Consider the following 17,549-nt stretch of genomic DNA (forward strand, 5'->3'; position numbering starts at 1 on the left):
GTGTTGATGAGTGAACGTAACGTCGGGGGGACCCAGGTGGAGGGTCGCCGGGCTGTCCTTGAGCTTCTGCGGGCTCGGCGCCGGGTGGTGCAGGAGGTGTGGTGCCAGCGTAGGGCCGTCGACGAGGAGATTGTCCAGGTGGCGACCTCGGTCGGCGTACGGGTGCGTGAGGTTGGCGAGAGTACTTTCAGAGAGCGGGCCTCCTCCTTCCAGCCACAGGGAGTCCTCGCGATTGCGGAGCCTTTGCGATCACGGGCCCTTGACGAGCTTGTGGGAGCGGATGCCCTGTTGCTTGCACTTGATCGCATACAAGACCCCCAGAATCTCGGTGCCATGTTACGCAGTGCGGCCGGAGCTGGCGTGAGTGGGGTCATTCTGCCCGAGCGCCGTGGGGCGCTCGTCACGCCAGCGGTGACCAAGGTTGCCTCTGGTGCGGTGGAGTACCTCGATTTTGCGGTGGTTGCCGGTATCCCAAACGCCTTGGCATTCCTCCAGAAACATGGGGTGTGGACCGTTGGTCTCGCCGCCGAGGCCGATACCGTCCTTGCCAAATCCAACCTCCTCACGGAACCGCTTGCGCTCGTCGTCGGTGCCGAAGGCGACGGACTTGCGCGGCTGACGCGACAGCGCTGTGATCTCTTGGTCAAGATCCCGATGGCACCATCAATAGCGTCGCTCAATGCCAGCGCCGCAACCGCGGTCGCCCTCTTTACGATCGCTGGAGCTCGTCGTGGCGGATGAGCTTGCGGTCCTCCTCCATGGGAGTCGTGAGGAGCTGCGAGCACTGCTCGATGTGTTGCCCGCCGAACTCTTGGCGCAGGGGCATCGAGCCTACCAACGACGATTTGGTCCAGACGAGGAGGTCTTGGAGATAGCACTTGCTCATCCAGACGCTCGGGTCGGCATTGCTGCAGTGACGGCTGTTCCCAGCGATCGGCGTTCGCTCGTGCATGCAAAGCGTTGGATGGAGGATGCTTCGTGGCTCGTCACCGAGTTTGGAGCTTTTGTCGCGGGTGAATTGGAGGACCCCGAGCTGGTACCACGGTTGATCGAACTCGCTATGGACCACGAGGAACCGCTGGTGCGAGAGGCTGCGCTGGCGAGTCTCGGCGCCATTGGAGACCAACGCGCGATACCCGTGGTACTCGCTGGTCTAAGCGCCAAGAGCGTCTACCTACGCCGAAGGGCATTGGTGATCTCTGTGGCCTTTGAGTCACCCGAGATCGACCGCGCGGTTGAGGCGCTCCGCGATGATCGTGATGCGCAGATCCGCCAGCTATTTGTCGATCTTGAGCGAGATCCTTACCAGTAGATCTTGGTTGGGTTCACGGCATGAATCACTGAGAGTCCGCGGACGACGGCGAGTTCGGGTTCTGCGATGGTATGCACCGGTACGCCAAGGCGTCGTTCGAGTTCGGGTGCCAGGCCCGGAAGATGCGCACCGCCACCGAGTAGCCACAGCCCGCGATCAGCGACATCGGTCACCAATTGGTTTGGGGCCTGTGAGATGCATGAGGTGATCGCTTGGGTGATGAGCTCTAGGCCCGGGAGAATGGCGGCGAAGATCACGTCCTCAGTGATCACGCCACTCTCGCTCTCCCCGTTGGCCAAGCTCCTACCCCAAATCTTGGCCTGGACTCCGCGATGGGCGCGCTGGAAATCGATCAGCTCAATCAAGATATCGTTGGCGACGTCCTCCGAGATGACCAGGTCACAGGTGGTCTTGACCGATTCGCGAATGGCGCTGCGCAATGTGCTCACGCCGGTTGGGCTCGTAGCTCGCGCAGCGAGTTTGCCAAAAGACACGATTCCCGCTTCGACTAACGATTCGCCGAGGACCACCGTCATGGTACCGACTTCGCCGAGCACATCCTGATCAATACCGGCGGTAGCTGCGATCGGCGTCTCCAACGGGGTGACGGTCTTGGCATTTAACTTTTCGATGCAGCGCTTGAGTGATGCGATATCGAGCGGAGAGGCGTGAGTCGTGGCTGCAACGAGTACCTCACTGCGCCCGAAGGAGCGTACACCGATCGATCGAAGTGCCTGTTGGAGAAAGCCACTCAAGACTCCCGGATCAGCCGGAGCTCCTCGTTCCATAATCCTGACCAACCTGGTCTTCGAGCCGCTGCGCAACACCTCTTGGCTTGCGTTGGCGCCGATGACCTTCACCGTTTTGCGATCGAGGTCGTAGGCAGCCTCAGAGGCGACCGTTAAGATCGGTTCGTTGCCGATCTGAATACGCGTGAAGGCTGCGCCGATGTCGAGGGTGATGAGCGCCATCTAGGCCCGTGATGAGCCAGCGCCTGGAGAGGCGGGTTCATTACGGTGTCGCTTGTCGAGAGCACGACGCATACTGTCGAAGGAGCGCACGCCGTCGTCGATCGAGACCGGCTTGGCCCGATGCAACGAGCTGAGCAGACCGACGATAACGACAAAGGCGATGGGGATCAAAACGTATAAGAGTTCAGCCATGGGAACCTTTCATTGGGGTTGGAATATCTTGTAGGGGCGTCGCCGATGATGACCACTGTGCCCCTTGCTGGTTCTTCTCTTGTTTCCAGATCGGGACGGCGACCTTGATGGTGTCGATGCCGTAGCGGCTTGCACCGAAGGCAGCATCGCGGTGTCCAGCGCTACAGCCTACGATGACGCTCGACGCACCTGTCGGCACCTCGCCGAGGCGGTGCATGATCACGAGCGATCGAACCTCTTCGAAGGTCTTTTCGATCGATGTTGCGATCTCGTCGAGGCGATCGACGACGAGGTCGAGATAGGCTTCGTAATGGATCGCTGAGACTTGATCCATTTCGGAAGAGTAGGTGCGAACGGTTCCAGAGAAGAGTACGACACCACCGGCATCCGTTCGATTGAGAAAGTCATAGACCGAGCCCACGTCAAGAGGTTCATCGGTGAGCTCGAGCCAACGCCGAGGCGTTTGAACTCGCCACGGTAACGATGGCCGTGGTGCCTCCATTTGATGTACTCCTCCTCGTGCTGCCTGATCGACTCAGTTGCCCTACCCCTAAAAGGATAGGCTTCCGAGCCGATGAGTCGGTGCTAATCGCCGGGATTCACACCGAGTTCTTAGCTGGATCTCAGTCGCCGAGGTTGAACAGTTACGCCTGGCTACGAGGTGGGAGACCGGTCTGGGTCCTTCCACTGAACGACAAAGTTCTCGGATGGTTCTTCTCGGCTACACTTAGAGGCGTTGCTGTCGATTTTGTGGAGGTAGTGGTGGCCGATTCTGATGAGCCAATCAACCCGTTTCAATTCATGATGGATGACATCATGAAGGCGATCGGATCGGCAAATATTGACCCCCAGGGTCTGCGCCGGCAGTTTATGGGTCTCGCGCTCGGCGCTGAGTCTGCCAACGCGCTCCCGGCCATGAGCGAGCGCACGAGGGTGGAGTCCCTCTTCGATCTCGCCACGCGACACCTCGAGGCGGTGGGATTCCTCTCGAGCGTACCTTGGACCCCTCGGCGTCTTCTCGTCGAGCGTCCCGTCGACATTGCGGAGCGGTGTCTAGAAGGGTTGAAACCGTACCTCGACCTTCTCGCTTCGGCGCTGGCGGGCAGTGTCCCCTCGGGTTCAATGGACTTAGCCGTGGGTGCTGAGACGGATTTTGCTTCTCTCGCGGCGTCGCTGTCGGCCTCGTTGGGGCCAATGTTTTCCAATGCACAGGTTGGGTCACTGGTCGGCCATTACGCACTCTCGGCGCTTGGCACGCAGGATCTCCTGTTGCCGCTCACCCCGCCAGGGGATCTTGGCGTGATCGTAGGCAACCTGGAGCGAGTGGCAACGGCGATTCACGTACCGCTCGACGAGGTGGCGCTCTACTGGAGCATGCGCGAACTCATCGTTGCTAGGGTACTGGCGCAGCCGGTGATCCTCGATCGGTTCGATACCGAGCTGCGGCTCTATCTGCTCGACCTCAAGGCTGACACTACCCGTATGATGGAGAGCTTTGCCGAGGGTGCGATGTCAGACCCGAACTTTCTCACCAATTTTGACCCCACGGCGATGCTGGAGCAGTCCACGAGCCCTGCTCAAGTCGCCAACGTGGCAGAATTGCAGACGACGATGGCGGTAGTACAGGCCTTTGTCGAGCTGGTGATGGCCCAGATCGGCCCTTCAGTCTTTGGGAGCACGACCTGGATCGAAGGGATGAATCAGTACCTCGACGAGGACCCGGCCCGGTCGGTGATGGCATCGGTCTTTGGGGTCACGTTGGCGGAAGTGCGGGCGCGCGCTGAGCGCTTTGCGGGTGAAGTCGATGGCACCGAGGACGATATCGCGGCCCTCGTCGCTGCGCTCCATGATGCATCCCTCTTCCCTAGCCCAGATGAGCTCGACGATCCCAATCTGTGGCGGCTACGGCGCTCAGTCGACAGCTGATCATGACGAGCGGCGTTGAGCGATGGATCTGATCGGCTGGTGAACTCCTAGCTTGGTCGTGGTGCCGGCTGTGGCCCCTGCACCGATCCTTGATTGGAAGCCGGGGGCTCCTCAAGAGTAGAATCGGCGTATGGCTGAGAAATTGACCCTCGATGCGCAGGGCAAATTGGTAGTTCCTAACGACGTCGTATTGCCCTACATTGAGGGCGACGGGACGGGTATTGATATTTGGCCGGCAGCCCAGCACGTCTTTGATACCGCGCTCGCAAAACATGGGCAGCGCGTCTCCTGGAAAGAGGTGCTTGCGGGAGAGAAGGCCTACCGTGAGACGGGCGAGTGGTTGCCCGAGGCGACGATTGAAGCGTTCCGGGACTATCGCGTTGGCATTAAGGGTCCATTGACGACGCCGGTCGGTGGTGGGATCCGCTCTCTCAATGTCGCCATTCGCCAGATCATGGATCTCTACGTATGTCTTCGTCCGGTCCGTTGGTTTCGGGGCGTCCCTTCACCGGTGCGTCGCCCGGAGTTGGTGGATATGGTGATCTTTCGGGAGAATACCGAGGATGTCTATGCTGGTCTTGAGGTGGCAGAGGGTACCCCCGAGGCAGCCAAACTCCGTGAATTTCTTCACGACAGCTTCGGTTGGGAGATTCGAAGTGACTCCGGCATAGGAATTAAGCCGATCTCGAAGACTGGCTCACAGCGACTGATCAGGGCGGCACTGAACTATGCGCTCGAGCACCATCGTCGTAGTGTCACGCTGGTGCATAAAGGCAATATTCAAAAGTTTACCGAGGGAGCTTTTCGCTCCTGGGGTTACGAACTCGTCAAAGAGGAGTTCGCTGACCGTGCGGTGAGTTGGGAGGAGTGTCACGGAGATTCTGGGGACCGCCTGTTGGTCAAAGATGCTATCGCTGACAATGCGCTCCAACAGGTCCTCACGCGGGCGGATGAGTTTGATGTGATCGCAACGATGAATCTCAACGGAGACTACCTCTCTGACGCGCTGGCGGCACAGGTCGGCGGGATTGGCATTGCCCCAGGAGGCAACATCAATTATGTGACCGGGCATGGGGTCTTTGAGGCGACTCATGGGACCGCTCCCAAGTATGCGGGGCAAGACAAGGTGAATCCAGGATCCGTGATCCTCTCGGGGGTGATGATGTTCGAGTATCTCGGTCTCCAGGAGGTGGCTGATGCGATCACCCGTGCTCTTGAGGAGACCATTGCGGCCAAGATCGTCACCTACGACTTTGCCCGTCTCATGGAGGGCGCCACTGAGGTCTCGTGTTCGGAGTTCGGCCATGCGATCGCGGAACGTATCTAGAGGACACTGAATCTGGTCCGAGGCACATCGGATTGTCGGCCGACAGTGACCGGTCAGGATTGATTAAGCATGTTGATGAGAAAGGAAATGAAGAGATGAAAAGTCCAGTCAAGGTCGCGGTTACGGGCGCGGCGGGACAAATTAGTTACTCGTTGTTGTTTCGGATTGCGGCTGGTGATGTCTTTGGTGCTGATGTGCCAGTGGAGCTGCGGTTGATTGAGATCGACCCAGCGATGCGCGCCCTTGAGGGTGTGGTGATGGAACTCGATGACTGTGCGTTCCCGAATCTTGTCAATATTGTGAGCACGAGCGACCTAAAGGTGGGCTTTGATGGCGTGAGTTGGGCCTTGTTGATTGGATCGGTTCCGCGTAAACAAGGTATGGAGCGGCGAGATCTACTCGGCATCAACGGCGGGATCTTCAAACCACAGGGCCAGGCGATCGCCGCTTCGGCGGCGAATGACGTCCGTGTTGTGGTGGTGGGCAACCCCTGCAACACGAACTGTCTCATCGCGAGAGAGAACGGCAAGGATGTTCCGGCGGATCGATGGTTCTCAATGATGCGGCTCGATCAGAATCGTGCAATGACGCAGCTGGCAAGAAAGGCTGACAAGCCGGTGACGTCGGTGACCAAGATGGCAGTCTGGGGTAACCACTCTGCGACACAGTTCCCGGACTATTACCATGCCGAGATCGATGGCACCGAGGTGACAAAGGTGATCAGTGACCACGCCTGGCTCAATGGTGAGTTCATCACGACCGTGCAAAAGCGTGGAGCAGCGATCATCGAAGCTCGGGGAGCCTCGTCTGCAGCGTCTGCAGCCAATGCGGTGATCGATACGGTTCGCTCGATCGCCACCCCGACGCCGGCGAACGATTGGTTTTCAGTCGGAGTGATGTCGCACGGAGAGTACGGGATTCCCGAGGGTCTCCAGTTCGGATTCCCGATCCGTTCGGATGGAAACTCCTGGGAAGTCGTCACAGGACTCGATCACAACGAGGCCGCTCAGGACGCGATCGCCACGACGAGGGACGAGCTGTTGGGCGAACGATCAGAGGTCACCGAACTGCTCCCTTGAGCGATCCACGCACCCCGCCAGTTTGACCCCGCCAGTTTGACTCTGTTGGGTGGCTGCGCGTTGTGGTCGTCATTTCCTGGGCCAGAGTGTGGTTTTCACGAACATGCGTCGGGTGGAGAACGTCAACGCAACGGATGACGCTGTGGTCGATGGTAAGCGGCCAAGCGTTGTTCGAGGGTACGCGAGGGTGAGTTGACCCACCGTGTTAGAACCCAGACGTCCTGGTGTCAATGAACCTTCCTTGTGCCAGTTCGTCACTCCTTCGATGGAGTCGGTTAGGACCGATGCTGCCGAGGCCGGCTTCTTGCCTGTGCGTTACGTTGATGAATGACGTCGTTGGGTCGGTCTTCCCTCGATGGCTTGCTGTTGCAGTTATTGTGCTAAACTGATCGTTGTTCGACGATAAGCGATGTACTTCACGTCATCGAGATCGTGGGCTGATGATGAAGGAGGTAGCAGTAGTGGCAATCGTTGAGGTTTTTGATCCCGCAATGTGCTGTTCGACAGGTGTCTGTGGGCCAAGTGTTGACCCGGCACTATCGACTTTTGCAGCTGACCTGACCTGGCTTGGTGGTCAAGGGGTGACGGTGGTTCGATACAACCTCTCACAGGAGCCCGGCAGTTTTGTGGAGAACTCGGTGATTCAAGCGTTGCTCGCCAAGGAGGGTGAGGGGGCATTACCGGCAGTCGTTGTCGCCGGAGAGCTGCTCTCCTATGGACGCTACCCGACGCGCGATGAGTTGGTCACTTGGTCGCTCCGTGCCCTCTCCGGGCAGGGTCCAACGGCTACGGTCCAGGCTGAGGTAGGTGCCGCAACGGATGCTGGCTGTTGTGGTGGGGCCGACTCGACACTCGTGCAGATGGGTGCAACGAGTGCCCAAGGAACGGAACCGAACGGATCCGGTTGTTGTGGCTAACCGACCAGCGATTCTCTCTGGCTTATTGAGTGCGCCCCCACGCTTTCTCTTCTTCACCGGGAAGGGCGGTGTCGGCAAGACTTCAACGGCGGCGGCGACCGCGGTGGCCTTGGCCGATCAGGGGCGACGGGTACTTTTGGTCTCGACAGATCCGGCATCGAACCTTGATGAGGTGCTCGAGACGACTCTTGGATCGACCCCTCATGGCGTGCTCCCTGGCTTGGATGCGATGAATATCGATCCCGTTGCGAGCGCGGCGGCCTACCGTGAGCGGGTCGTCGGTCCGTACCGGGGGCTTCTTCCTGACTCCGCTGTCAAGAGCATTGAGGAACAACTATCAGGGGCGTGCACGGTTGAGATCGCTGCCTTCGATGAGTTCACCTCGTTGCTGGCCGAGCCTCGTGCAACCGAGCAGTACGACCATGTCCTTTTCGACACCGCACCAACCGGCCATACATTACGACTCCTGGCCTTGCCGGGAGCTTGGAGCGACTTTATCGACACCAATACCCTCGGGACCTCCTGCATTGGTCCGTTGGCCGGCCTGGGCAATCAGCAGGATCGCTATCGTCGGGCGGTAGCCACCCTAGCTGATAGCGCACAGACCGTGCTGGTCTTGGTCGCGCGACCTGACCCCATCGCAATCGACGAGGCAGCGAGGGCGGCACAGGAGCTTGGCGCCTTAGGTATTGCGCACCAACGTCTCGTACTCAACGGGATGTTTGTCGCAACTGGTGAGGGCGATCCCCTCGCTGACGCCATGGCCGCCCGTTCGCACGTGCTCGTGCGAGATCTCCCCCCGGCCTTGGCTGCGATTGAGCGTGATGAGGTTGCTCTCGTCGATTTCAGCTTGAATGGCATCGATGGGCTGCGAGCCTTTGTTGGAGGTGTCAGGCAAAGAGCTCCCCTCCCGAGCGAGGCGACGATACCGGAGGCGCTCGGCTTTGACGAGTTGATTGACGAGTTGGCGCATCGGGGCAATGGGCTTGTGCTGACGATGGGCAAGGGTGGGGTTGGCAAAACAACCCTCGCGGTTGCGGTCGCCCTTGAGCTCGCTCGTCGGGGCCATGAGGTTGAACTAACGACTACCGATCCAGCTGATCATCTTGGAGCGGTACTTGCTGATGCAGGCCAAAGTGTCGCCGAACGACTGCATGTCGGTCGTATCGATCCTGAAGTAGTGACGCGCTCTTATACCGCAGAGGTACTTGCCAAGGCCGGCGCTGACCTCGAAGATGATGCACTCGCAGTCCTCAAGGAGGATCTGCGCTCACCGTGCACCGAGGAGATCGCCGTCTTTGGTGCATTTGCTCGTATTGTTGCCCATGCCAGCGATCACTTTGTGGTCGCCGATACCGCGCCAACCGGCCATACGGTACTCCTGTTGGACTCAGCGCAGACCTATCACCGTGAGGTAGCCCGCCAGGGTGGTGAGGAGTCACCTGAGGTGATGCAGTTGCTTGCGCGACTGACCGATCCTGCGTACACGTCGGTTTTGGTAGTGACCCTACCTGAGGCTACGCCCGTGCATGAAGCGGCTTCACTCCAGGAGGACCTTGAGCGTGCCGGTATTCACCCCAAGGCCTGGATCGTGAATCAGAGTCTTTTGGCGGCCAAGGTCACCGACCCGATCCTTCGGGCCAGAGCGATGCGTGAGACAGAGATACTCCAGGAAGTCGCCCGGCGCGCAGGTGGTCGCGTGGCGGTGGTCCCGATGGTATGCGAGGCACCACAGACCATTGAGGAGTTCCATCTGCTCGTTGGGACCACGATGGCGCTACGGTAGGCGAGTCAAGATCGTATGAAAGAAGGAAAATAGCTCATGGCTAAAGTCGTTATTCATCTATTCCATGGGGACCCAGATTCGTTGTCAGCAGGATCGCATGTCGCCGAAAGGGTGCGCCAGGTAGCCGCAGATCAGCACGTTGAACTGGAGATCTATTGTTTTGGCCCGGCACAGGCGGCGCTCAGTGGCAGCGACGGCGACGCTGTGGTCACCGAGTACAACGATCAACTTGATGCCTTGATCGCAGCTGGGGTCCCGGTCGGGACCTGTCGCAACGCCGCTGAGGCTGCAGGTACCGAAGAGGCGTTGCGCAAGCGTGGCTTTGTGCTGCAGTATGCCCGCGACGCGTTTGTCAGGTATGCGCTCGAGGGTGCAACAGTCATCGGGTTCTAGGGAGGGAGCCAAGGTCCTGCGCGGCTGGGTAGATCGATAGTCAATCGCTACAAGAGTTGCCGTCTCCGACTATGGCTGCTCGGTCAAGAGTCGGTCTGCGAATCCGCCGCGGTCAGGTTCGCTGACGGTCCTGAGTGAGATCGACGCTAGTCTCGCCACTATGGCGGATCGTACTGAGGAGATGGTTGATCTTCATGTCGTGGTTCGCCCCGGGCGAAGGATCGAGCGCCTCAGTCGGTTGAGTGATGGATCCCTCAGCGTCGAGGTTCGGGCGCGACCGATCGAGGGAAAGGCGAATGCAGCGACTACGGCGCTCATCGCCCACGTTGGCGGTGTCCCAAAGTCTTCCGTCGTTCTGGTAGCTGGACCCAGCGCACGGCACAAGGTGGTAAGGGTCCCAAAGCGTTGCGCTGATCGGATCCATGCAGTTCTCCCCGCTGTCGATTTCCGGTGAACTCTTGGATGTATCGTTGACGGCAGAGCGCTTCAAACGGTACATTGGTGATGGATACGGGTCGCGTGAGTGGTTGCTCTTGGAAGGCGCTGTTGCGTCGGGATCGCTCACGGGTTGGGCCAATCGATTATGTCGTCGTCCATCGAACGTTTAGAGGTCGTTGCCAGCGTAGGAGAGATTGAAACTCTTGTTGATCAACGGAAAATCGGCTACCATCGCTCCACGGAGAGAGATCGAGACAGCTGGCCAGTTGAAGAAGGAGGGGTCAACGATCTTTGCCCGTAGGATGCATCCATTTTCAGCGACGATACGATGGGTGAGTCGGCCTCTCCAGCTCTCGACGCAGGCTGTTCCGCTTGTTCTCGATAACGAGTAGTCTTGGGTGCCGGTTACCGTGGACATTGGATGCCCAATCAGTTGTGCTGATACCTCTGCGAGATGGACCAAGGTCGCACGCAGCTGTTGAACGCGAACATCAAGGCGGGCAGCGACGTCACCGGTTTGTAAGGGCGTGATCCCGGAGTGGTTTTGCACCTGGGAGTGGATCAGCGCCGGTTTGTCATGGTCCAATGGTGTGTTTTTGTCCAGTGAGGCGTCATGACCCAACGAGGCGTCACGGAGCGGGGCTCCTACCTCCGCAATGGACAGACCGGAGGCGAGTGCGACATAGCCAACACATCCGATTGCTTTGGCGTCCACGGCGTCTAGGGTGCCAGTACCCTTCAATCTGTCCATGGCCATGATGTTGGAGGTGAAGATGTCGATGATCTCGTTCATCGCCGTCAATCGCTCCACAAAGAACTGGGGATCAGGTCGCTCGCGCAGGTCGGCGCCCCCTAGCCTCACCGCTCCGCGCAGCAGCCGATGACCGGTAAGGCGTCTGTTCTCGCGCATGACGTGCTCGCGCTGGACGCCGGTGAAGGCATGAATGATGGAGAAGGCAACGTCGTTGGCGATGGCCCCAATGTCATTGATGAGGTTGTAGGTCTGCTCCAAGCCGAGGAGGAGCTGGCGTAGGAGTGCACTTGTGGTATCGATCTCGATCCCGAGCGCGTCCTCGATCGCCTGGGCCATGGCGAGTGAGTGCCCAATCGAGGTGTCTCCAGAGATCTTCTCGGCGAGAACGATGGCCTCAGAATAGGAGCATCCCTCGAACAACTTCTCGATGCCTCGATGGACAAACCAGAGGCGTGCCTTCATGGTGATGATCGATTCGCCGACCGCTGAGAAGCGAAAGTGACCCGGTTCAATGATCCCTGCATGAATGGGTCCGACGCCGATCTCATAGACGGCATCGCTGTCGACCTCCAGAAACTGATAGCCACGCTCATCGGTGAGTCTCCCCGGACTAGGGGCTGCCCCATGGAGGAGCGGATGGTATTCGCTGGGCCAATGGGCATGTTTGACCAGCCGTGCCGGTTGAGGGTGTCCCATCAGCGTGACGCCAAATTGATCAGCGATCTCTCGTTCGAATCGGCCAGTCGAGAAGTCGAGCGAGGCCATCGAGAGGAGTTGCGGGTCGGATCGCTCCAGCGGCAGGGTCCACTCAACCAAGGGTGCGGTTGGTGTGTTGACCAGCACGTAGGCGATCTCGATAATCCCGTCGGCCGATCGATCCTCGGCGCTCACCAAGGCGACTCGTGCCCCAGCCTTGAGGGCGGCGCTGAGCGCTGGAGCGACGTCTTGCGGCTTGAGGCTTGTTGTGGGGACCGTGGCAGACATGACTCAGACCCGTTGGACAATGATGGAGGCGACATGGGTGATGACCTGCGTGGTCGGTGTGCCAAGGAGACCGACAATCACCGCGACGGAGGTGGCGATGAGAATAGGCAGTGATGACCCTACCGACCGTGCGGTGCTGATGGGGTGGAGGGGTTCAGCGAGGGTCAGGGAAAGTCCTGCTCGGGCGAGACCGACGGAGGCGAGGAGCAGTAGGAGCACGATAACGATGGCAGGAAGCAGGTAGCCTGCCTGCACGGTTGCAGTGATGATGCCGGCTTCACTCCAGAACAGGCCGAAGGGAGGTAGTGCAACGAGTGCGATCACGGCAAGGATAAATCCGCGGGCAACTGAGGGATGGGTCCGTAGCATTCCACCGATATCGGCAATCCGATGTTTGCCTGTCGCCTCCTCCATCTGACCCGCGGTGATAAAAGCGGAACTCTTCGCGATACCGTGGACCAGTATGTGGAGCAGCAATGCTGCGATAGCGAGTTCGGTGTTGATGGCGATGGCGATGGCGACAAGGCCCATCTGCTCCATCGATGACTGTGCCAGCATGCGCTTGAGCTCTGATTGACCGATGATCAACAGCGCGGCGACCCCCATGGTGAGGATGCCAATCGTGAGAAGGAGGAGTCGACTGTACGAGGGCCCGAGGATCGCCGTCGAGAGCTCAGCGATGCGAAGAACCACCGAGCTTGCAACGGAAAGAAGCACGCCAGACATCATCGCCGATATTGGGGCGGGAGCCTGAGAATGGGCGTCGGGAAGCCAGGTGTGAAAGGGGACCAAACCCGCCTTGGCCCCAAACCCGACGATGCCAAGTCCAATCCCGATACGCATAATCTCAGGGTTGAGCTCTTTGGCGTGGTGCAGCAGAATGTTGATGAGCAGCGCCTGCGATCCGGGTATACCCACCTTGGTGGCGCCAAAGTAGATCACCACGACACCAAGGAGGGCAACAGAGAGACCGAAGGAGCAGATGATGGCGTACTTCCAGGCGGCTTCGAGGGATTTGGGAGTCCGCTTGAAGCCCACGAGAAAAGTGGTGGCCACGGTTGTGGCCTCAACGGCGATCCAGGTAATACCGAGATTATTGGAGACGACGGCCAGAATCATGGTCAGTGTGAAGAGGTTGAAGAGGTTCCAGTAGAGTCGTCGCTTCTGTTCTACCATCGGATCATCTCCGAGTTGATGGTTGAGGTAGGTGCGACTGGCAGCAGCGGCGAGCATTGCCACCGAGCCAATTACGAGCAACATCATGCCAGCCAGTGGGTCGAGGCGAAAGTTGTCCGCCGCTACCGCGCGGTGCGAGTGGACGAGCAAGACGAAGGCACCGATGGCGATGATACCAAGGTCAGCGACGAGGGTGGCGATCCACGGTGTTCGTTGGGCGTGGGGTAGGTTGGAGAGCCCGAGTGTGACAAGGGGGAGGCCCAAGGCGGCAGAGAGTGCGATGGCTGCGGTCATTGTTCCCTCAATGCCGAAAGCTCATCGATGTCGGTGCCTTCGAATTTGATCACCATGCGGTTGGTAAGCGCTGCGAGGATCAGAATCACAAACACCAGGTCGAGACTGCCGCCGAGCTCAAGTACGAAGGGAACCCCAAGGGTGGCCAGGAACCCGAAGGCATCGATTCCGTTGTCGATCATCAAGAAGCCAATAATTTGGCCGACCGCACGGCGCCGCATAAGCAGCACCTGCATGCCGAGGAAGATGAGAGCTAGGCCGATAAAGCTGGATTGGGCAAGGGTGGTATGCGTTGCACGGGTGAGGGGGAGGAACACGAGGTAGGCGATCACGCTGAGAATGCCGGAGAGGAGAAAGGAGCTGGTGGTATTGCGAACTTTGGTTGGATCGGCCTCAGGAGGAAGGCGCTTGACGGTGCGCATCAACAGCCCCGGTAGCAAGATGCCCCGAATCCCAAGTTCGAGAGCTCCTGCAACGGCGAGCGCAACGGAGTGCGCTTCGATGGCGAGTAACCCTGGCAGGAGGCCGAGCACGACCCCTTGAACGCGGAGGATCGAGACCTGGGCGCGAAGATCTTGAAAAGCGGCGATAAGGATACCGGCCAGCAGGAGTAGCGCTGGGCAGAGTTCGATCAGAATGGTCATCGTCCACCTGCAAAGAATGAGAGCATGATCGAGAGAAAAGCCAGGACGAATGATCCTGAGAGTAGCTCGGGAACTCGCCCGAGCCGGATCTTGGCGAGGGCCGTCTCGGCTAGGGCGATAAGCGCTGCGAGGACCAACACCTTGATGATGAGCGCGACTATGGAGACCAGCAGCGTATTGAAGTCGGTCAGGTGATCAACGATCCCGATCGGAAAAAATAGATTAGCGACAAGGCCGAGCAGGAGCGAAAGACGGATAGCAGAGGCCCATTCTACGACCGCCAGTCGAGGTCCGGAGTACTCGAGCAGCATCGCTTCGTGGATCATGGTGAGTTCGAGGTGCGTCGTCGGATTGTCAATGGGAAGTCGTTTCGTCTCTGCGATCACCACCACGACAAAGGCACCGAGCGCTAGCAGGTCGGCAGGTGCGAAGAGGTGACCTGGATTCGAGAGCGCGTTACGACAGATGAGATCGAGTGAGCTGCTTTGAGCAGGAATAGACAGCGCGAAAATGGCAACGAGCAACGTTGGTTCGACCAGGGATGATACGGTGAGTTCGCGAGAGGCGCCCATGCCTCCAAAAGAGGTTCCCAGGTCGAGGCCGGCGAGTGCTATGGCGATATTGCCGAGGAAGAGGAGCCCGACGACGACGAAGAGATCGGACGATGAGCCAAGGCCGTCAGAGGTGGCGATGAAGGGTCCTACCGCTGCGATGGTGAGGCTGGTCCCAAGGAGGAGATAGGGAGCAAAACGGAAAATAGCACTCGCCCCGACGGGCTCGATCGTCTCTTTGTTCCAAAGCTGGTGAAAGTGTCGGAACGGTTGGAGGAGAGGGGCCCCTCGGCGTCCCTCAAGCAGGGCATGGATCTTGCGGATCACACCGATGGTGACGGGACCCAGCAGGAGAAAAAGGATGATTTGGAGTAGGACAATCATCTAGCAACCAGCAAGATGATCAGGAATCCAATGGCACCATAGAGCACGTAGAGGCGCATGTTACCGGGATGTGCACGGCGCATGAGTCGTGCGGCTTGGCCCATGCTTTGGGTCACGAATCGATGAAGGGTTGAGGCGACAATATCCGCCCGTGAACGTTCGTAGCTGACGGTAGCAACGATGAGGCGATCGGGATCTGCGTGATCGGCGGCGGTGCGTTCTTGGAGTCGAAGGGCACTCGCGAAGATCGACTCAAGGGGTTGGGCGAATGAGGTGGAGTTGTACTGCATCCGGATGCGAGGCTCTCCTCCACCCCCGTTCCAAAGATCAGCGGTGATCACCCTCCCATTGGATCGTATCCGACCTTCGACGAGGATGCCCACGGCGATGGTGAAGCAGGCAACTTCGACGAGGATCGCGAGGGGAGAGATGCCTCCCCTGAGCGGTGCGAGGGTCACAAAGAGTCCGATGTGGGTCGGCACTCCCTGGGGCAGCAGCTGCATGGCGACGCGTTGATAGAGCGGGTCCACGAGGTTGGGAAGGGTCCCAAAGACGAGGTTCGCGCTTATGAGCAAGGAGATGACGGTGGTGTCGAGCACAACCGCCACTCGCCTTCGCTGTATCGTGTTCACCTGGGGTGTCCGTTGCCTGGAGAGAACGCCGATGCCAAATGACTTGGTCATTGCCGCCACCTTCAAGCCAACGGTCAGGGCGAGGAGGGCGAGTGCAATCGGCATGACCACACGTAGAAGGATTGGTGCGGTTGGCGGCGTGTGGATGAGTGCTTGCAGGAGGAGCCACTCGCCGATGAAACCAGCTCCAAGGGGAAGACCGGTGGCACCGAGACTGGCAACCCCAAAACCAGTACTGGCGAGTGGTGAGCGATGAATCATCGCACCCATATGGTCGATATCGCGTGTTCCGGCATCGTCGATGAGTCGTCCGGAGGAGATAAAGGCGAGTGACTTGAAGAGAGCGTGTCCGATCAGATGAAGAATCGCGGCTGCCATGGCGAGTTCTGCCAGGACGACAAAGTGCGTCGCCCGGAGGAGTTCGTAGGCTCCCAGTGCGGTGATAATGATACCGAGGTTCTCACTCGTCGAGAAGGCGAGGAGTCGCTTGATGTCGGAGGAGACAAGGGCATGGAGTGCTCCATAGGTTGCACTTGCGAGCCCGATGATCATCATCAGTATCCCCCACCAGCTCTGACCAGGAGTGATGAGGTCGATGCGGATGATGCCGTAGATGCCGAGATTGACCATGCTCGCGCTCATCAAGGTCGAGACCGGAGTCGGCGCTGCAGGATGGGCGAGAGGGAGCCAGGAGTTCAGCGGGAGGAGTCCCGCCTTGGAGGCGAAACCCAACAGACTGAGGATGAAGACAAGGTTCGAGAGCGGCAGAAGCTGTGCGGTGGGGCCATCCAAAAAGGCGGAGGTGGAGTTGACGCTCAGTGTCGCTGTCGCGGCCAGGATGAGGGCGAAGCCAACTTGGGTGTAGGCGATATAGTAGAGGCCAGCCACTCGAGTGGTGGAGTCGCTGTAGTGCGCCAGGACGAGTGCGGCTGAGGTGAGTGCCATCGTCTCCCAAAAGAACCAGAAATCGAAGTAGGTCGCTGCCATGGGGACCAACAACATCGCGGCGAGGAAGGTCGGCATCAGTACCAGGGTCAGTCGTGGCACCTGATGCCGTGAGAAGTAGGTGCCCATATAAGCGGCGACGGCGATCGCGACGAACGATGTGAGCAGATCAAAGAGAGCTGACAGCGCACCTAACCTGAGATGAAGGCCAGCGATTGGCAGCAACTCCGTCGTGTTGAGAACAAAAATGTGTCCCATGAGGCTTGCGACGGAGAGGAGTCCCCCGGCGAGCGCTACCGCGAGGGTGATCGCCGAGCAGCCGACCAGCCACCAGCGATACGATCGTGGTCTTGGGTCGGTCATCTCCCACTCAGTTCTCGCAATGCTGCGACGATGGTAGCTGGATCAGGCGGACAGCCGGGAACCTTTAGATCGATAGGGACGAGATCGGCTGGGCTTCCCTCGACGGCGTAGCTAGCGAGGAAGGGACCCCCGTCGATGGCACAGTCCCCGATGGCGATGAGACGTTTAGGGGCAGGGACGGCCGCGATGGTTTGATGGAGGGGACCCACCAGGTTCTTGGTGACAACTCCCGTAATGAGAACACCATCGCAGTGACGTGGCGAGGCCGCCATGGAGATGCCGTACTGTTCGATGTCATAGATCGACGAGAAGCAGGCGTTGATCTCGAGTTCACAACCGTTGCAGGACCCCACATCGAGGTGGCGCAGATGCACGGAGCCAGAAGGGAACGATAGCTGTTCCGAGGCCTGCTCTGCGGGGGGCTCAGTCTCGCTGACCCTTCCCGCGTGGATGATGGTGCGAAGGAGTTGTTTGAGCATTG

General features: G+C 59.1%; 18 protein-coding genes. 9 read left to right on the forward strand and 9 right to left on the reverse strand.

The genetic code is table 11. The features are described 5' to 3' along the window. The first annotated feature begins 6 nt into the window (after positions 1-6). Entirely contained in the window at positions 7-741 is a 735-nt protein-coding gene (gene rlmB, locus M7Q83_RS05845; protein ID WP_298336324.1) for a 23S rRNA (guanosine(2251)-2'-O)-methyltransferase RlmB, read from the forward strand. Continuing rightward, the gene (locus M7Q83_RS05850; protein ID WP_298336326.1) at positions 731-1,312 is read left to right on the forward strand and encodes a HEAT repeat domain-containing protein; all 582 of its coding nucleotides are present in this window, start codon (positions 731-733) and stop codon (positions 1,310-1,312) included. Before rlmB ends, M7Q83_RS05850 begins: the two co-directional genes overlap by 11 nt. On the opposite strand, the gene M7Q83_RS05855 is transcribed toward M7Q83_RS05850, so the two are convergent. From M7Q83_RS05855 to M7Q83_RS05865, 3 genes are read right to left on the reverse strand one after another with little or no spacing between them, the layout of a single operon-like run. Further along, positions 1,303-2,283 carry a rod shape-determining protein gene (locus M7Q83_RS05855; protein WP_298336328.1) on the reverse strand — a complete coding sequence of 327 codons (981 nt, stop codon included), beginning with the start codon at positions 2,281-2,283 and terminating at the stop codon, positions 1,303-1,305. The two genes, M7Q83_RS05850 and M7Q83_RS05855, sit on opposite strands and share 10 nt — an antisense overlap. Continuing rightward, on the reverse strand, positions 2,284-2,475 hold the full coding sequence (locus M7Q83_RS05860) for a hypothetical protein (protein WP_298336330.1): 192 nt from the start codon (positions 2,473-2,475) through the stop codon (positions 2,284-2,286). Next, positions 2,468-2,977 carry a molybdenum cofactor biosynthesis protein MoaE gene (locus tag M7Q83_RS05865; protein WP_298336332.1) on the reverse strand — a complete coding sequence of 170 codons (510 nt, stop codon included), beginning with the start codon at positions 2,975-2,977 and terminating at the stop codon, positions 2,468-2,470. Before M7Q83_RS05865 ends, M7Q83_RS05860 begins: the two co-directional genes overlap by 8 nt. On the opposite strand from M7Q83_RS05865, the gene M7Q83_RS05870 reads away from it, so the two are divergent. The 7 genes from M7Q83_RS05870 to M7Q83_RS05900 all read left to right on the forward strand — a co-directional run bounded on the left by M7Q83_RS05870 (position 2,968) and on the right by M7Q83_RS05900 (position 10,357). Then, the gene (locus tag M7Q83_RS05870; protein WP_298336334.1) at positions 2,968-4,401 is read left to right on the forward strand and encodes a zinc-dependent metalloprotease; all 1,434 of its coding nucleotides are present in this window, start codon (positions 2,968-2,970) and stop codon (positions 4,399-4,401) included. The genes M7Q83_RS05865 and M7Q83_RS05870 overlap by 10 nt on opposite strands. A gap of 130 nt (positions 4,402-4,531) precedes the next feature. Further along, the gene (gene icd, locus M7Q83_RS05875) at positions 4,532-5,728 is read left to right on the forward strand and encodes an NADP-dependent isocitrate dehydrogenase (protein ID WP_298336336.1); all 1,197 of its coding nucleotides are present in this window, start codon (positions 4,532-4,534) and stop codon (positions 5,726-5,728) included. 95 nt (positions 5,729-5,823) lie between these two features. Continuing rightward, positions 5,824-6,807, forward strand: a complete 984-nt coding sequence (locus tag M7Q83_RS05880; protein WP_298336338.1) for a malate dehydrogenase — start codon at positions 5,824-5,826, stop codon at positions 6,805-6,807. A gap of 461 nt (positions 6,808-7,268) precedes the next feature. After that, entirely contained in the window at positions 7,269-7,724 is a 456-nt protein-coding gene (gene arsD / locus M7Q83_RS05885; RefSeq protein ID WP_298336340.1) for an arsenite efflux transporter metallochaperone ArsD, read from the forward strand. Then, the gene (gene arsA / locus M7Q83_RS05890; protein ID WP_298336342.1) at positions 7,717-9,510 is read left to right on the forward strand and encodes an arsenical pump-driving ATPase; all 1,794 of its coding nucleotides are present in this window, start codon (positions 7,717-7,719) and stop codon (positions 9,508-9,510) included. Before arsD ends, arsA begins: the two co-directional genes overlap by 8 nt. A gap of 36 nt (positions 9,511-9,546) precedes the next feature. Further along, complete coding sequence (locus tag M7Q83_RS05895; RefSeq protein WP_298336344.1) at positions 9,547-9,903, forward strand: hypothetical protein; 357 nt, start codon at positions 9,547-9,549, stop codon at positions 9,901-9,903. Positions 9,904-10,063: 160 nt separating this feature from the next. Beyond that, positions 10,064-10,357, forward strand: coding sequence for a DUF167 domain-containing protein (locus tag M7Q83_RS05900; RefSeq protein ID WP_298336346.1), 294 nt, complete (start codon positions 10,064-10,066; stop codon positions 10,355-10,357). A gap of 150 nt (positions 10,358-10,507) precedes the next feature. Here the strand turns inward: M7Q83_RS05900 and M7Q83_RS05905 are convergent, their stop codons facing one another. Genes M7Q83_RS05905 through M7Q83_RS05930 form a run of 6 tightly spaced genes read right to left on the reverse strand, consistent with a single transcriptional unit; the run spans position 10,508 to position 17,547 of the window. Beyond that, positions 10,508-12,079 (reverse strand): NADH-quinone oxidoreductase subunit C, encoded by a 1,572-nt coding sequence (locus tag M7Q83_RS05905; protein WP_298336348.1) that lies wholly within the window; start codon positions 12,077-12,079, stop codon positions 10,508-10,510. Between the two features lie 3 nt (positions 12,080-12,082). Next, on the reverse strand, positions 12,083-13,549 hold the full coding sequence (locus M7Q83_RS05910) for a proton-conducting transporter membrane subunit (protein ID WP_298336350.1): 1,467 nt from the start codon (positions 13,547-13,549) through the stop codon (positions 12,083-12,085). Beyond that, a complete protein-coding gene (locus tag M7Q83_RS05915; protein ID WP_298336352.1) occupies positions 13,546-14,193 on the reverse strand; it encodes a hypothetical protein in 648 nt (215 codons plus the stop codon). The genes M7Q83_RS05910 and M7Q83_RS05915 overlap by 4 nt, the downstream gene beginning before the upstream one ends. Continuing rightward, positions 14,190-15,128 (reverse strand): NADH-quinone oxidoreductase subunit H, encoded by a 939-nt coding sequence (locus M7Q83_RS05920; protein ID WP_298336354.1) that lies wholly within the window; start codon positions 15,126-15,128, stop codon positions 14,190-14,192. The genes M7Q83_RS05915 and M7Q83_RS05920 overlap by 4 nt, the downstream gene beginning before the upstream one ends. Then, positions 15,125-17,068, reverse strand: a complete 1,944-nt coding sequence (locus M7Q83_RS05925; RefSeq protein WP_298336356.1) for a proton-conducting transporter membrane subunit — start codon at positions 17,066-17,068, stop codon at positions 15,125-15,127. The genes M7Q83_RS05920 and M7Q83_RS05925 overlap by 4 nt, the downstream gene beginning before the upstream one ends. Continuing rightward, positions 17,065-17,547: a hypothetical protein gene (locus M7Q83_RS05930; RefSeq protein ID WP_298336358.1), complete on the reverse strand. Its 483-nt coding sequence runs from the start codon at positions 17,545-17,547 to the stop codon at positions 17,065-17,067. The genes M7Q83_RS05925 and M7Q83_RS05930 overlap by 4 nt, the downstream gene beginning before the upstream one ends. Positions 17,548-17,549 lie beyond the last annotated feature (2 nt).

Origin of the sequence: Ferrimicrobium sp. (genome assembly GCF_027364955.1) — a bacterium.
Classification (GTDB): domain Bacteria; phylum Actinomycetota; class Acidimicrobiia; order Acidimicrobiales; family Acidimicrobiaceae; genus Ferrimicrobium.

Excerpts from the sequence above, each read along its gene's own strand:
- rlmB (WP_298336324.1), top strand. The coding sequence starts at position 7 with ATGAGTGAACGTAACGTCGGGGGGACCCAGGTGGAGGGTCGCCGGGCT.
- M7Q83_RS05855 (WP_298336328.1), bottom strand. The coding sequence starts at position 2,283 with ATGGCGCTCATCACCCTCGACATCGGCGCAGCCTTCACGCGTATTCAG.
- M7Q83_RS05860 (WP_298336330.1), bottom strand. The coding sequence starts at position 2,475 with ATGGCTGAACTCTTATACGTTTTGATCCCCATCGCCTTTGTCGTTATC.
- M7Q83_RS05865 (WP_298336332.1), bottom strand. The coding sequence starts at position 2,977 with ATGGAGGCACCACGGCCATCGTTACCGTGGCGAGTTCAAACGCCTCGG.
- icd (WP_298336336.1), top strand. The coding sequence starts at position 4,532 with ATGGCTGAGAAATTGACCCTCGATGCGCAGGGCAAATTGGTAGTTCCT.
- M7Q83_RS05880 (WP_298336338.1), top strand. The coding sequence starts at position 5,824 with ATGAAAAGTCCAGTCAAGGTCGCGGTTACGGGCGCGGCGGGACAAATT.
- M7Q83_RS05895 (WP_298336344.1), top strand. The coding sequence starts at position 9,547 with ATGGCTAAAGTCGTTATTCATCTATTCCATGGGGACCCAGATTCGTTG.
- M7Q83_RS05900 (WP_298336346.1), top strand. The coding sequence starts at position 10,064 with ATGGCGGATCGTACTGAGGAGATGGTTGATCTTCATGTCGTGGTTCGC.
- M7Q83_RS05905 (WP_298336348.1), bottom strand. The coding sequence starts at position 12,079 with ATGTCTGCCACGGTCCCCACAACAAGCCTCAAGCCGCAAGACGTCGCT.
- M7Q83_RS05910 (WP_298336350.1), bottom strand. The coding sequence starts at position 13,549 with ATGACCGCAGCCATCGCACTCTCTGCCGCCTTGGGCCTCCCCCTTGTC.
- M7Q83_RS05915 (WP_298336352.1), bottom strand. The coding sequence starts at position 14,193 with ATGACCATTCTGATCGAACTCTGCCCAGCGCTACTCCTGCTGGCCGGT.
- M7Q83_RS05920 (WP_298336354.1), bottom strand. The coding sequence starts at position 15,128 with ATGATTGTCCTACTCCAAATCATCCTTTTTCTCCTGCTGGGTCCCGTC.
- M7Q83_RS05925 (WP_298336356.1), bottom strand. The coding sequence starts at position 17,068 with ATGACCGACCCAAGACCACGATCGTATCGCTGGTGGCTGGTCGGCTGC.
- M7Q83_RS05930 (WP_298336358.1), bottom strand. The coding sequence starts at position 17,547 with ATGCTCAAACAACTCCTTCGCACCATCATCCACGCGGGAAGGGTCAGC.